The organism is Alteromonas gilva (genome assembly GCF_028595265.1).
Lineage (GTDB): Bacteria > Pseudomonadota > Gammaproteobacteria > Enterobacterales > Alteromonadaceae > Alteromonas > Alteromonas gilva.
Genome location: NZ_JAQQXP010000001.1, coordinates 1,678,954 through 1,691,752 on the forward strand (window position 1 = coordinate 1,678,954; position 12,799 = coordinate 1,691,752).

At 48.9% G+C, this 12,799-nt stretch carries 18 protein-coding genes; 9 read left to right on the plus strand and 9 right to left on the minus strand.

The genetic code is table 11. The features are described 5' to 3' along the window. The first annotated feature begins 19 nt into the window (after positions 1 to 19). From rnd to OIK42_RS07445, 5 genes are read left to right on the plus strand one after another with little or no spacing between them, the layout of a single operon-like run. Positions 20 to 1,177, plus strand: coding sequence for a ribonuclease D (gene rnd / locus OIK42_RS07425; RefSeq protein ID WP_273639512.1), 1,158 nt, complete (start codon positions 20 to 22; stop codon positions 1,175 to 1,177). 2 nt (positions 1,178 to 1,179) lie between these two features. After that, the gene (locus OIK42_RS07430; RefSeq protein WP_273641428.1) at positions 1,180 to 1,473 is read left to right on the plus strand and encodes a YcgL domain-containing protein; all 294 of its coding nucleotides are present in this window, start codon (positions 1,180 to 1,182) and stop codon (positions 1,471 to 1,473) included. A 3-nt stretch (positions 1,474 to 1,476) separates the two neighbouring features. Further along, a complete protein-coding gene (locus OIK42_RS07435; RefSeq protein WP_374211843.1) occupies positions 1,477 to 2,472 on the plus strand; it encodes a lytic murein transglycosylase in 996 nt (331 codons plus the stop codon). Further along, on the plus strand, positions 2,472 to 3,131 hold the full coding sequence (locus OIK42_RS07440) for a fumarylacetoacetate hydrolase family protein (protein WP_273639513.1): 660 nt from the start codon (positions 2,472 to 2,474) through the stop codon (positions 3,129 to 3,131). The genes OIK42_RS07435 and OIK42_RS07440 overlap by 1 nt, the downstream gene beginning before the upstream one ends. 4 nt (positions 3,132 to 3,135) lie before the next feature. Beyond that, positions 3,136 to 3,630: a YcgN family cysteine cluster protein gene (locus OIK42_RS07445; protein WP_273639514.1), complete on the plus strand. Its 495-nt coding sequence runs from the start codon at positions 3,136 to 3,138 to the stop codon at positions 3,628 to 3,630. 2 nt (positions 3,631 to 3,632) lie between these two features. On the opposite strand, the gene OIK42_RS07450 is transcribed toward OIK42_RS07445, so the two are convergent. Genes OIK42_RS07450 through nhaB form a run of 3 tightly spaced genes read right to left on the minus strand, consistent with a single transcriptional unit; the run spans position 3,633 to position 6,321 of the window. Further along, complete coding sequence (locus OIK42_RS07450; protein ID WP_273639515.1) at positions 3,633 to 4,160, minus strand: GNAT family N-acetyltransferase; 528 nt, start codon at positions 4,158 to 4,160, stop codon at positions 3,633 to 3,635. 38 nt (positions 4,161 to 4,198) lie between these two features. Beyond that, positions 4,199 to 4,723 carry a disulfide bond formation protein DsbB gene (gene dsbB, locus OIK42_RS07455; RefSeq protein WP_273639516.1) on the minus strand — a complete coding sequence of 175 codons (525 nt, stop codon included), beginning with the start codon at positions 4,721 to 4,723 and terminating at the stop codon, positions 4,199 to 4,201. Between the two features lie 14 nt (positions 4,724 to 4,737). After that, positions 4,738 to 6,321: a sodium/proton antiporter NhaB gene (nhaB, locus tag OIK42_RS07460; protein ID WP_273639517.1), complete on the minus strand. Its 1,584-nt coding sequence runs from the start codon at positions 6,319 to 6,321 to the stop codon at positions 4,738 to 4,740. Positions 6,322 to 6,615: 294 nt separating this feature from the next. Here nhaB and fadR point away from each other — a divergent pair, with 294 nt between their 5' ends. The 3 genes from fadR (at position 6,616) to OIK42_RS07475 (ending at position 8,421) form a co-directional block, all read left to right on the plus strand. Continuing rightward, positions 6,616 to 7,326 (plus strand): fatty acid metabolism transcriptional regulator FadR, encoded by a 711-nt coding sequence (fadR, locus tag OIK42_RS07465; RefSeq protein ID WP_273639518.1) that lies wholly within the window; start codon positions 6,616 to 6,618, stop codon positions 7,324 to 7,326. 145 nt (positions 7,327 to 7,471) lie between these two features. Further along, positions 7,472 to 7,831 carry a phasin-related domain-containing protein gene (locus OIK42_RS07470; protein WP_273639519.1) on the plus strand — a complete coding sequence of 120 codons (360 nt, stop codon included), beginning with the start codon at positions 7,472 to 7,474 and terminating at the stop codon, positions 7,829 to 7,831. A 47-nt stretch (positions 7,832 to 7,878) separates the two neighbouring features. Next, positions 7,879 to 8,421 carry a hypothetical protein gene (locus OIK42_RS07475; protein WP_273639520.1) on the plus strand — a complete coding sequence of 181 codons (543 nt, stop codon included), beginning with the start codon at positions 7,879 to 7,881 and terminating at the stop codon, positions 8,419 to 8,421. A gap of 145 nt (positions 8,422 to 8,566) precedes the next feature. Here the strand turns inward: OIK42_RS07475 and OIK42_RS07480 are convergent, their stop codons facing one another. Both OIK42_RS07480 and OIK42_RS07485 read right to left on the minus strand, forming a co-directional pair. Then, positions 8,567 to 9,064, minus strand: a complete 498-nt coding sequence (locus OIK42_RS07480; RefSeq protein WP_273639521.1) for a DUF2059 domain-containing protein — start codon at positions 9,062 to 9,064, stop codon at positions 8,567 to 8,569. 49 nt (positions 9,065 to 9,113) lie between these two features. Further along, on the minus strand, positions 9,114 to 9,587 hold the full coding sequence (locus OIK42_RS07485; RefSeq protein ID WP_273639522.1) for an NYN domain-containing protein: 474 nt from the start codon (positions 9,585 to 9,587) through the stop codon (positions 9,114 to 9,116). A gap of 252 nt (positions 9,588 to 9,839) precedes the next feature. Between OIK42_RS07485 and OIK42_RS07490 the strand changes: the two genes are divergently transcribed. Further along, complete coding sequence (locus OIK42_RS07490; protein ID WP_273639523.1) at positions 9,840 to 11,180, plus strand: M20 metallopeptidase family protein; 1,341 nt, start codon at positions 9,840 to 9,842, stop codon at positions 11,178 to 11,180. 18 nt (positions 11,181 to 11,198) lie between these two features. On the opposite strand, the gene OIK42_RS07495 is transcribed toward OIK42_RS07490, so the two are convergent. From OIK42_RS07495 to OIK42_RS07510, 4 genes are all read right to left on the minus strand, one after another. Further along, a complete protein-coding gene (locus OIK42_RS07495) occupies positions 11,199 to 11,570 on the minus strand; it encodes a VOC family protein (RefSeq protein WP_273639524.1) in 372 nt (123 codons plus the stop codon). A 46-nt stretch (positions 11,571 to 11,616) separates the two neighbouring features. Continuing rightward, positions 11,617 to 12,057 (minus strand): acetyltransferase, encoded by a 441-nt coding sequence (locus tag OIK42_RS07500; RefSeq protein WP_374211865.1) that lies wholly within the window; start codon positions 12,055 to 12,057, stop codon positions 11,617 to 11,619. Between the two features lie 57 nt (positions 12,058 to 12,114). Beyond that, positions 12,115 to 12,330 (minus strand): hypothetical protein, encoded by a 216-nt coding sequence (locus OIK42_RS07505; RefSeq protein ID WP_273639525.1) that lies wholly within the window; start codon positions 12,328 to 12,330, stop codon positions 12,115 to 12,117. 119 nt (positions 12,331 to 12,449) lie between these two features. Beyond that, positions 12,450 to 12,668: a VF530 family protein gene (locus tag OIK42_RS07510; protein ID WP_273639526.1), complete on the minus strand. Its 219-nt coding sequence runs from the start codon at positions 12,666 to 12,668 to the stop codon at positions 12,450 to 12,452. Positions 12,669 to 12,799 lie beyond the last annotated feature (131 nt).

Genomic DNA, 12,799 nt, shown 5'->3' on the forward strand with positions numbered 1-12,799 from the left:
CACGTGCCGGTTTTTTGTTATGGATTATATTTATATTCAGGATCAGGCAACCCTTGATGCCATGTGCGCACAAGCGGCGCGCCAAAAAGCCATCGCCATTGATACGGAATTTGTTCGTACCCGAACACTGGCCCCTGAGCTGGGCTTAATACAGCTGTATGACGGCCACCAACTGGTGTTGATAGACCCTCTCGCCATCGGTGATATGTCCTCGTTGGTTGCCTTGCTGACCAACCCCGATGTACTCAAAGTGTTGCATTCCTGCTCCGAAGATTTAGAAGCTTTTCTGGCAACTTTCAATACGGTGCCATCGCCCATTTTTGACACCCAGTTTGCTGCCAGTTTGTTAGGCTTGGGCGCAACAATGGGTTACGCCAGGCTGATTGAAACGCTGCTCAATAAAGAGCTGGATAAGGGCGAGTCGCGCACCGACTGGCTGGCCAGGCCTTTGTCAGACAAGCAGTGCCGTTATGCTGCCGATGATGTACTGTATTTATTACCCGCATTTGAGCAGCTCTTCGCCATGGTCGAGGCCAAAGGCAAGGTCGATTGGGTGATTTCTGAGTCGGCGTGTTTAGCCGTTAAAAAGCAGGTCAGGCTGCCGCCTCAGTATGCGTACCTGCAGGTCAAGAATGCCTGGCGCTTGTCGAGCCAGCAACTCACCGTGTTAAAACACCTGGCTGCCTGGCGGCTGAGCCGGGCACAAGAGCGCAACATGGCACTTAATTTTGTGTTTAAAGAAGCGCATATGTATGAAATTGCCCTGCGCTTACCGCAGAGCAAAGCGGCGTTATCCGCCATTCACTGCTTAACTCCTCAGGAGCGGCGGCTCAACCCGGACATGGTGTTAAATGCGGTGAGAGACGGGCTGCAGGAATATGACAACGCGGCGCCTGATGAGCGTTTGGAGCGAATAAAACGGCTCATCGATTTTCCAGCCTATAAACAAATCCTGGCGCGGTTTAAACAGGCGGTCACTGCTCTGGCTGCTGAGCACGATGTCACTGAGGAAGTACTGGCCTCTAAAAAACAACTGAATCAACTGTTAAAATACTATTGGTTCGACATCGAGGAGTGCCAGCTCATGGGGCTAAAACCCGATGTGCTGTCGGGTTGGCGAGCGCCGATTTTTACGCCCTTGGTAAACTCCATACTGGATCAGGATAATACTTGTTGAATATGTTAATTGCTGTTTATAAAACGTTGAAAAAAGAAGGAATGTACTTGTATGTTCCTAATAAAGATGATTTTTCGGCCGTGCCTGAGCCATTAATGGCACGGTTTGGTGAGCCGCAGCTGGTAATGATGCTGCCGATTGCAAAGCGCAAGACGCTTGGTGGTGTTGATAAACAAAAACTGCTTGATGCCATGGACGACCCCGGCTTTTATTTACAGGTGCCACCCAAAGAAGAAAACTGGCTGGAAGCCCACCTGATTGAACAAGGAAAGTCACCACGCTCAGCAGAAGGTTAAGCCATGATACGCATTATGTTGTCGTGGTTATACGTATCACTATGTGTAATCGCGTTACCCACCCTTGCCGGCGATGATAATACCGAGCTGGCGAAATTCGACCACTACAAAACACAACTGTACAACGAAGCCCTTGAAGCTGGCTTTGCGCCGCAGTTTGTCGAAGACGTATTCGCGACGGTTTATTACCGGGCGACGGTAGTCAAAGCCGATAAAAACCAGCCAGAAAAGAAAATCACGCTGGATACTTATCTTGAAACCCGCGTGCCAGACTGGAAAGTAGAACAAGGCGTTACGCTGCTCGAAGCGCACCGGCAGCTACTTACAAAAATTGGTCGCGAGTACGGCGTTCAACCACGTTTTATTGTGGCGTTGTGGGGCAATGAGTCTAACTTTGGCCGCTTGCAGGGCAGTTATCCGGTACTCTCTGCATTGGCGTCGTTAGCCTTTGAGGGGCGCCGGGAAGCGCTGTTTAAAGCGCAGTTTATGGCCGCGCTGACTATTTTGCAGGAAAACCATATCGCCATTGAAGACTTTAATGGCTCCTGGGCCGGCGCGATGGGGCAAAGTCAGTTTATGCCCACTTCATTTTTGCAATACGCGGTTGATTACGACGGCGATGGTCGCAAGGATATCTGGGGGACACCAGCTGACGTTTTTGCTTCGATCGCGAATTTTCTATCCTCTGAAGGCTGGCAGAATGATGCAACCTGGGGCCGACAGGTAACAGTTCCGGCTGATTTTGATGCGCAGCTTAGCGGTTTGGATAAAAGCAAATTTAAGCCATTGGCGTTCTGGCAGCAGCAGGGCGTGAGGCGCTTTAACGGTAATGACTTACCCGACGTTGAGATCAACGCCTCGTTAATTATGCCAGATGGGATTAACGGCCGTATTTACCTGGTTTACCAAAACTTTCATACACTAATGAAATGGAATCGCTCCAGTTATTTTGGCATATCTGTGAGTTACCTTTCTGAGCGCATAAAGCGGGGGAATTAATGTATCAGCACCGTAAACCTGATGGTGAGACAATGGCTCTGCCGGTTGGTAAGGTGGTCTGTGTGGGACGTAACTACCTTGACCATATTCAGGAGCTCAACAATGACGTGCCTGAAGAACCATTGTTGTTTATGAAACCCGCAACAGCGTTGTGCGACGTGCGCGAGCCGCTTGCGATCCCGGCCGGATTAGGCGAGTGCCATAATGAATTGGAAGTCGCGGTGTTAATCAGCAAGCGTTTAACGCGCGCCGATGCAACACAGGCCGCCAGTGCGATTGGCGGTGTGGGCTTAGCCCTCGATCTGACCCTGCGTGACGTGCAACAGCGTTTAAAAGACAAAGGCCAGCCCTGGGAGCGCGCCAAGGCGTTTGATAACGCCTGTCCTGTGAGTCCGATGATTGCGCTTGATGATATTGCCCGGCTAGCTGATTTGTCATTTACATTGCACATTAACGGTGAGTTACGCCAACAGGGCAATACCAGGATGATGATGCGTGATACTCTAAGCTTATTGTGCGCTATTTCTGAGGTGTTTACGCTGGAACCCGGCGATATAGTGCTCACCGGCACACCCAAGGGGGTTGGCCCACTTCACAGCGGCGATACATTGACACTAACGATGCCGCCCTGGCTACAGATTGAAACACGGGTAGAATAAATTAATGACAGACCGTTTTTGGGAAACCAAGTCCCTCGATGAAATGACGCAGACAGAGTGGGAGTCATTATGTGACGGCTGCGCCAAATGTTGTTTGCATAAGTTTATCGACGACGATGCCGCCGACGCGCCAGCCACCACCAACTATGTTCAGCAAAGCGAAGAAATTCACTTTACCAGTATTGCCTGTGACTTGCTCAATACCAAAACCTGCAGCTGTACTCAGTATGCCAGGCGCACAGAGCTGGTGCCTGACTGCGTTAAACTGACCAAGGATAATCTAAAAGAGATATTCTTTATGCCGACCAGTTGCAGCTACCGGCGATTGCATGAAGGACGAGGCCTGCCATCCTGGCACCCGCTGTTAAATCGCGGTAAAAAAACAGCTATGCATCGCGAAGGTATGTCGGTGCGCGGTAAAACGGTGGCCGAGGCTGATGCTGATTTGGATAATTTTGAAGAATACATTGCGCTGTGGCCACTGCAGGATTTGGATTAGCTTTACTGCTGGCTGTTAGCCGCTGGCAAGACCAAGCTGAATAACAACGCATCCTGATTTAAAATACGCCGTTTACACACACCTTCTTTTTGTGCTCCGAGGGCTCTGGCCAACTTTATCGACGGTTGGTTGTCGGGTAATGTGAAGTATTCCAGGCGGTGTAATCTGAGGGTTTCCTCTGCTACCTCAATTAAGCGTTTGCACAGCGTGATGCCGAGCCCTTTACCACGCGAATCAGGCGTGAGCCACAGTCCCAGACTGGCATTTAAGTGAACCGGATGGATATAGTTCAGTAAGCCCATCCCAAGACACTGATCATCCCATATCAGCAGGTACACAATACCGTAACCAATGCGGCGCTGGTGCTCTATGGCGTCGAGTGTGTGTTCTGCGTTGCGAAGGGTGGTTGGCACCAGTTCAGAACCCATCCAGGGTTTAACCGAGGGTTGGGCGATTTTGCCCGCTTCGGCGAGCATTGGGGCGTATTTCTTGTGTGCCCGGATGATTTTAACGGGCCCCTTATCTGTCATGATAGGGGCCAGCCTGATAGGTAAGGTAGTAAGGTCGATCAAAAGAGTTTCTTGTCGATAATTCTGGACAGTAATACAACAACCAGGGTCGCAAAATAAACACCGAAAATAATCTGCATCCACTCGGCCATACCCATCGACATAAACTGCCAGCTGTTTTCCAGACAATCGCCTTTGGCTGCGAACACCGCCGGTAACCACTCATGTAAGGGTGCCCATTCCGGAAAATTCGGGAATATTTCGCAGGTACCAAAAAACGGATCGTCAGACTCGATGATCTCGATATGTTCAGAGGCTATCAGGAAGCCACGTACCGCGCTATATCCCCAGATTGCGTAGCCCACCAGACGCGTGAGAGGGTGGTTGGCTAACAGTACCAATGCACCGGCCAAAACAATACCCCACATAGCGGTGCGCTGGTAAATACACATAATGCAAGGCTCTAAGCCCATACCATGCTGAAAATAGAGCGCTGTCAGTTCCAGTGCTAATGCGCTAAGAAACAACACCAGCCAGGCAGACTTTTGCTCTGCCCAACTGCTCAGTCCATGAAATAATTCCATGTCGTTTTATACTCCTAATGACCGCTATTTTCGACGCCGGGTAACGCCGTGTGATGCTCAATTAAGTGCATGTCATAAAGCCACTGGGTGGCGTCAACCAGTCCTATATAGGTAGCAAGCAGGCCAACCACAGCCAACACAATGGTGTAAGGCAGGGCCATGATGACCATGCGGCCGTAGGATAAGCGTAACAGCGGCGCAATCGCTGAGGTCAGCAAGAATAAAAATGCTGCCTGACCGTTGGGCGTGGCAACACTTGGCAGGTTGGTACCCGTGTTAATAGCAACCGCCAGTAAGTCGAACTGATCACGTGTGATTTCGCCATTTTGCAGTGCTGTGGTGACCTCAGTAATATAGACCGAGCCGACAAACACGTTATCACTCACCATCGACAGTACCCCATTCGCCAGGTAGAACATCACCAGCTGTGTGGTACCTTCAAATTCCAGCACCCAGTGAATCACCGGCGCGAATAACCCCTGGTCAATAATTACCGCGACCACCCCAAAAAAGACACATAGCAGGGCGGTAAAAGGCAGGGCTTCTTCAAACGCTTTGCCAAGTGCGTGTTCTTCAATGACGCCGCTCATAGAAGTTGCCAGTACAATGACCGACAGGCCAATCATGCCCACAGCAGCTAAGTGCAGGGCCAGGCCAACGACCAGCCACACACCAATTAATGCCTGTACGCCTAATCGCGCGTTGTCACGCACGGTGCGGCCTTCATCCATGTGTTTGTCGTAATCCACCAGAATATGGCGAACGGCCTCAGGTAACTTTGCGCCATAGCCAAAGAGCTTGGTTTTCTCGAGCAGTACCGTGGTTAAAATACCCATCAAAAAGACCGGTATGGTAATAGGCGACATGCGAATAAAGAACTCAACAAAGTTCCAGCCGGCTTTATCGGCGATGATCAGGTTTTGCGGTTCACCCACCATGGTCATTACACCACCCAGTGCAGTTCCCACAGCAGAATGCATCATTAAGTTACGCAAAAAGGCGCGAAAGTCATCCAGATCGTTGCGGCCAAGCTCTTCCTGAACCGTCTCGTCGCTGGTGTGGTCGTGTTCATGATGGAACTCTTTGCCCGATGCGACTTTGTGATAAATCGTGTAAAAACCAAGGCCTACTGCAATGATCACGGCAACCACCGTGAGCGCATCCAGGAACGCCGATAAAAATGCTGAGGCAATGATAAAGGCCAGTGACAATACGGTTTTATTCTTAACCCTGATAACCAGTTTGGTAAACAAGAACAGCAGCAGGTCTTTCATAAAGTAAATACCGGCTACCATAAATACCAACAACAACAGCACGTCGAGGTTTACCTCGATTTCGTGGAGCATGTGGTCGGGGGTTGTCATACCTATGAATAACGCTTCTATCAACAATAAACCGCCCGGTTGAAGGGGATAGCATTTCAGCGCCATGGCAAGCGTAAAGATAAATTCAATAACCAGTATCCATCCGGCCAAAAAGGGATCGAGCATAAAAATTATCGGGTTGGCAATTAAACAACCAATAATGGTCTTTTTATACCAGTCTGGGGCGTGACCCAGAAAATTCTTATAAATCGCCATGATCATAGATGTTTGCATGGAACTATTTCCTTTTTTATCACAGGCTTAATTTGTTGTTCTTTGGTAATAATAGACGACTACTGCGTTTTTTTTTCAATAACTTTGTAATTTGTAAAACGAGATTGCTGGGATACCAGTGCGATGTCGTCTAAGTATGCAAAGACTAACCGAATTTTTGAATGACAGGAAGCAGTAAAGCGCGCCAAACGTTGAACTCAACGCGTATTCCGACGATTTATTCGTTGTGCTAATGAAAACGCATCTGGTACAATCAGTTTACAAAATAACAATAAGGTTCAGTGGCGAGCAAATATGATATATAAGGCACAAAGTCCGGCTGGTTTTGCCGAAGAATACATCGTTGAATCTATCTGGAGCGGCCGTTTTCCTCCGGGCACTATTCTTCCTGCCGAACGTGAGTTGTCTGAATTAATTGGTGTTACCCGCACAACCCTGCGTGAAGTTCTGCAGCGTTTAGCTCGCGACGGTTGGCTGACTATTCAGCATGGTAAGCCCACAAAAGTGAACAACTTTTGGGAGACCTGCGGTCTGAATATTCTGGAAACACTGGCGCGTCTTGACCAGGAAGGTATTCCCGAATTAGTGGATAACCTGCTGGCTGCCAGAACCAACTTAAGCGCGGTGTTTATCCGTAATGCAATTCGCAACAACCCTCAGGAATCTGCCGATATTATTGCCCGCTATAAGACGGTTGAAGAGGACGGTCTGGCGTTTGCACAATTTGACTACCAGTTAAACCACGATTTGGCGTTGGCATCGGGTAACAAAGTATTTGTGCTCATGATGAATGGCTTCCGCGGACTGTACTCGCGCATTGGCGGCTTTTTCTTTTCAGACCAGCGCGCCCGTGACGTGGTAAAGGATTTTTACGCAAAGCTGCTGAATGCCGCTGAGCAGGGTGAGTACGAGAATGTTCCGTCGATTATTCGCGAATATGGAATTGAAAGTGGCAAGGTGTGGACCGAAGTTCGCGATACCATGCCGCAGGATCTCGTCGACTAAACCACCTGCTCGCCGAGACCTCTCACCTGGGCTACGCTGGTCGTAGCCATCCCCCCTTATTATTTATTCGCCATTTTGGTTTTTAGTATGTGATTTCTAAATTCTTCTTTTACACTGACTACAGTTAGCAAAAGGAGACCAAATCATGGCCGCTAAAGACGATATCAAAAGTAAAATTACTGAAGCTGAAGAATTTGCCCGTAAAATCTGGTTAGCCGGTTTAGGCGCCTACGGGAAAAGTGTTGATGAAGCACAGGGGCAGTACGAAAAACTGACCACTGACGCCAATAAAATGTTTGACGAGCTAGTTAACAAGGGCGAGACACTTGAAACGGAAGCCAAAGACAAGTTTAAAGAAACCACCAGTGAAGTAGAAAGCCGGGTTGCGGATGTGCGCAAAAAACTTGGCCTGGATTCTGACGACACCGATCAAAAAATCGAAGAACTGTCGGCCAAAGTTGATGCGCTGACCGAAGCGGTAGCAAAGCTGGCAGCCAATAAGTAATCACTTGGTAGGCAGCGGTGACGCTGCCTCACCGGTAAGGAGTTACCATGTCAGACAAAAAACCATCATCACCTCTTTTGGGTTGGTTTGAGGCCGGCCTGGGGTTAATGGCCGATCAGATTACCGAGGTCAATAAGCAGGTACAGCAAAAAGTGAGCGAGTCGCAGCAGTCTCTCGATGAACTCGCCTCGCGCGGGGCCGAGGTTGAAAACCAACTGCTCAAAGCGACCGATCCTAACCAGTGGCTTGAGTTGTGGCGTCAATCGCCGCTTCATCATTGGTTACCATCGTTGACTACGCCAAAGCAAAAGCGTGCTATGCGACTGGAAGCCTTATCGGCTAAAGTCGATTTATTAGTTGAGCAGGTAGCACTGCTGGCGGCTAAGCAAGCCGCTGACAAAGCGGCAGCAGATAAAAAAGCCGCCGCAACCAGCACCCCGCGCAAGACTGCGGCTAAAGCGACCAGTAAACCCGCTGGAACAACCAGGACAGCCTCGACCAAGACTGCTGGCAAAACCGCCACTAGTACTGGCAAGCGAGCGCCGGCGAAGCCTAAAGCTAAGCCACAAGAGACCGAGCCTAAAAAGTAGCTATAGCAGCGTACAATGTAAAAACGCCGGCGATATTTCGCCGGCGTTTTTGTTTTTGTCGTTGTTACGGCTTAACAGGCAGGTTAACGCGCTTGACTGTGCGACGTCTTAAAGCATGTGCTTTAAAAACGGCACTGAACGCATATTAATTGCTTTCCCGTTTGGCCTGCAACTCCTGGCGGTATTCCTCAGATAAAGCCTGCAGTTTGGGCATCACCGATTGCATCATGTTTTGTGATATCTGCATCGAACCGGCCATAACGGCAGGCATCTTGTCGACCATCGCTTTACCGACATCAGATTGGTAAAACGCCAGCATGCCGTCAATTTCCTGGTCGGTATAATGGGTTAAGTACAGTTCTATCATGGGGTCGCGCAATTGTTGCCAGCCCATTTCCTGGCGCATTAACCGCTGCACTTTTTGCATATGTGCATTAAAGGCAGGACGCTCGGATTCTTTTATATTGTACTGCTTGGCCATGTTGGCAAACATTCCGTCGAGGCTGGTGTAGATTTGATCGATGACGGCATCGGCGTTAGTGGCTTCAAGCAGTGCTGCTACTTTTTCGCGCCGGGCATCATCGGCCGCGCTAACGGCGTTTGAAAAACAAACTGTGAGTAAAACTAACCAAAAATATTTCATAAATAATCCCTATAGAGTGATAACAATCCAGTGTTGATTCCCCAACAGTTTAGTTGAGTGTCAGGCTTTCGTCGATAGCAATAAACTCGCTGGCCGATTTTATTAGCGAACCGGCGGTTAGCTGAGGTACGCCGTATACTTCAACGCGTTTACCTTTTTCACGCAGTGTATTGCACAGCAAGTCAAAATCACCGTCGCCAGACACCAGTACAATAACGTCGGCATGCGCGGCATACTCAAGGGCATCAATGGTAATGCCCACATCCCAATCACCTTTGGCGGAGCCATCGGCGCGTTGAATAAACGGCTTTAGTTTTACTTCAAAGCCGATGGCGCGCAGGATATTTTGAAATTCATACTGTTTTTGGTCGCCCCGGTCGGTGGCGTAAGCAAAAGCTTTAACCAGCTCTCGGTTGGCCGTCACTGTGGCCCAAAATGCATTGTAATCAAAATTTTTGCGGTATGTTTGCCGGGTGGTGTAATACACATTTTGAACGTCTACGAATATGGCAACTTTGTGCATGATGTTATCCCGGTGAGTAATGTGTGCTAGGGTCGCCAGTAGAGCACACACAGCGCACCGATGCCAGCCCACCTCGAGGCCAGAGCAACTGCCGCGGCGCGTCATTACATTTTTTTACATTTACAGCTGTTGATTTGTTGTACGGTGACGGGATAACAGGATAGGCTGGTGGTTCGGCAAAAGTGCGCCATGGCAAAGCCCTTCCAACGCAACAATTTGCGCATTCGGAATAAAAATAACAGGAATGTTACTATGCCAAACTCTAATTACGTTCACAGGTTTTCAGCACTTCACTCATTGAAGTGCCTGGCTATGCTGGCACTAATGGTGTCGATGAATACCCTGGCGGCAAAGTCAGATAATCTGCATAGCAGTATCGCGCAACATGCTACTGAAATTAACGATGAGCTGATCAGCTTACGTCGCGATCTCCACCAACACCCGGAATTAAGCGGAAACGAACTGCGTACCGAAAAAATGATTGCCGAGTACCTGCGTGCCCTTGGCCTTGATGTGATAACCGGTATCGGCGGCCACAGTGTGGTGGCTAAGTTAGACACCGGAAAGGCTGGAAAACACATCGGCTGGCGCGCCGATATTGATGCCATTGCGGTTAAATCTCACAACGATTTGCCATTTTCGTCGGTTAACAAGGGCGTGGGGCATCATTGTGGTCATGATGTACACACAGCCATTGCGTTGGGAATGGCCAATGTGCTCGCTTCGCTAAAAGAAAGCTTAAGCGGCACCTATGTGTTTGTTTTTCAGCCAGCTGAAGAGGACTTTAGCGGCGCAAAAAGTATGATAACGGCGGGGGTATTCGACACCATTTCCCTCGATGAATTCTACGCTGCGCATATATCGCCGATGCCGTCGGGTGTGGTGGCGTCAAAGCCCGGGTATTTATATGCCGATTATAAGCAAGTCAATCTTACCTTTGATGCGCTGGCTAATAACGAAGCGCTGATAGCCACGGCTAAACAGACGATACTGGATCTGCAAACCGTTGCGGCCGACAGCCCGATTTGGGACACTAAAAACCTGATGGACCCGCAAATAGGCCTTGGGCACCCGCAAACCGTATTTCAGAATTATCGCACAGTAGATAACTACTTTAAGGTTGAACATAACGGCAGCACTGTGACTGTGAGCGGCTTTGTCAGCAGCAGTAATCCGGGGTTGATGGAGGCGGTTATACCAGCGTTAAGCAGCGCTATCGCGCAAACAGACTTTGCATCAAACCTGCAGGCAATCACTTTTAATTCTGAGCAAGTCGGCTTTTCTACTGAGCGACCTAATATTAATAACCACCCACAGCTGACCCGGCGAAGCTTAAATACCTTGTCTGAACTTTACCCGGAGGCGGCCATTCCGCTGTATGGAGTGGTGCCCGATGGCCGCGGCGATGATTTTGCCAGTTTCCAGCAGCAGGTGCCGGGAACGTATTTTTTCCTGGGCGGCTCAGACTTCAGTAAGGGAATTATCGCTATGCCTCATGCTGACAACTTTCGTGTAGATGAGAGCACCATTGGAAAGGGTGTGAAATACTTTTCGTCACTGCTGGCGGAGCGTGCTGCCGCTGCATCAGACTGAGGCTGTTAAGACAGGCGCTTAGCTGACTTTCCAGGGCGGGTTTAAACGGTTTTCGCCTGCCCAAAACAGCTTTATTTTGTTACCTGACGGGTCATGTAAAATAGCCTCTTTCCACAGGTAACGTTGGTCGGTGGGCAACTGTTCAAACTCGATCCCCTTACTGAGTAAATCGTCAACCAGCTCATTGAGCTGCTCATGCTCAAAATAAATCACCGAACTGTTGGTAAATGCTTCGCTGTGTAGCGATAGCGAGAAAGTCGCATTGCCATCGGGGCAGCTAAAACGAGCGTAGTGGGGCGTATCGACTATCAGCGTAAAGCCGAGGGTGCGGTAAAATTCAACGGCCTCAGGCATATTATTCACCGGCAACGTAACCTGATTTAATTCCATTTTGGTTCCTTTGGAGGCGTTTGACTTGCCATCACTTAAGTCAGGGCTACGCCGTTGTTAACTGTAAATGCAAAAGCGGATAAGGGTTGCCCTGGCCGTCCAGTTCGCTGCGCCCTGTTACAACAAAACCGATACCCTGGTAAAAACCGAGCGCTGCCGGGTTTTGCTCATTAACGTCTACCCTTGTGGCTTGTTGACGGGCAATAGCATGTTGAGTTAACGCTTTACCAATGCCTTTGCCCATCGAGGCCGGAGACACGAACAGCATTTCAATGTTGCCATCGAGTACGCCACAAAAACCGACAATATCACCGCTCTCAGTGACGCTGCAGGTTAATGATACCGCGTCAAAGTACTGCTCCAGTATAAGTGGCTTTAGGGCGGCGATTTCGCTGTCGGGCAAAAAGTCGTGGGTGGCGCGCACCGAAGCTTCCCAAATGGTGATGAGTTGCGAATAGTCTGCCTGAGTGGCTTCTCGTAAAATTATAGTCACGATGATGTTTCTCAATGAAGTGTCGGTCGCGTTTATCCGGCTACTTTTTTGCTATCGGATAAATTGCGACTTTACATAGGACGTTAATCGCTGCCTTACTTGCGGGGTGAGGCCTAAACTCACCAGCCCGGCAGAAAAGGTGGCAATAAAGACGATACTTTTTATAATTTTTACGCCGGTGAACACCGCTACCAACACAAGAAACATGGTGTAGAGCAGACCAATGCCGCCCAGGAAAAGACATAATCCTTTAATATCGTTATTCATATCAATTGCTCTTTGTTGCATATCCATAACAAGGAAAGGGAAAATACTGGCATACTTTCACAATCGTGCAATTTTTAATTGTTTCAGGTTGTTGCAGGAGTTTAGCCTCGCAATAGCTCTTAGTTAAAAGTCGTTAAATACAAGGCTTCTACCTTGTCCCGTGCCCATTGCGTTTTACGCAAAAATTTAAGCGAGGATTTAATCGACGGGTCGTTACTAAAACAATTGACGTTGATGTGTTGGTACAAACCATCCCAACCGTAATGGCCGTGCAGTCGGGTGAGAATGGTTTCAAGGGTTAAACCATGTAAGGGGTTATTGGGTTGTTGTTGATTCATAGTGTGGCTTACAAAATAAGTGGATGCTAAAAGTTTACCAGACACATTAACGTTAACCACGTTTAACCTGCAATTTTTAGCTCGGTGGTATAGCCCCGTCAATTTGGTAACAGTAATGCAACCAGCTCGCT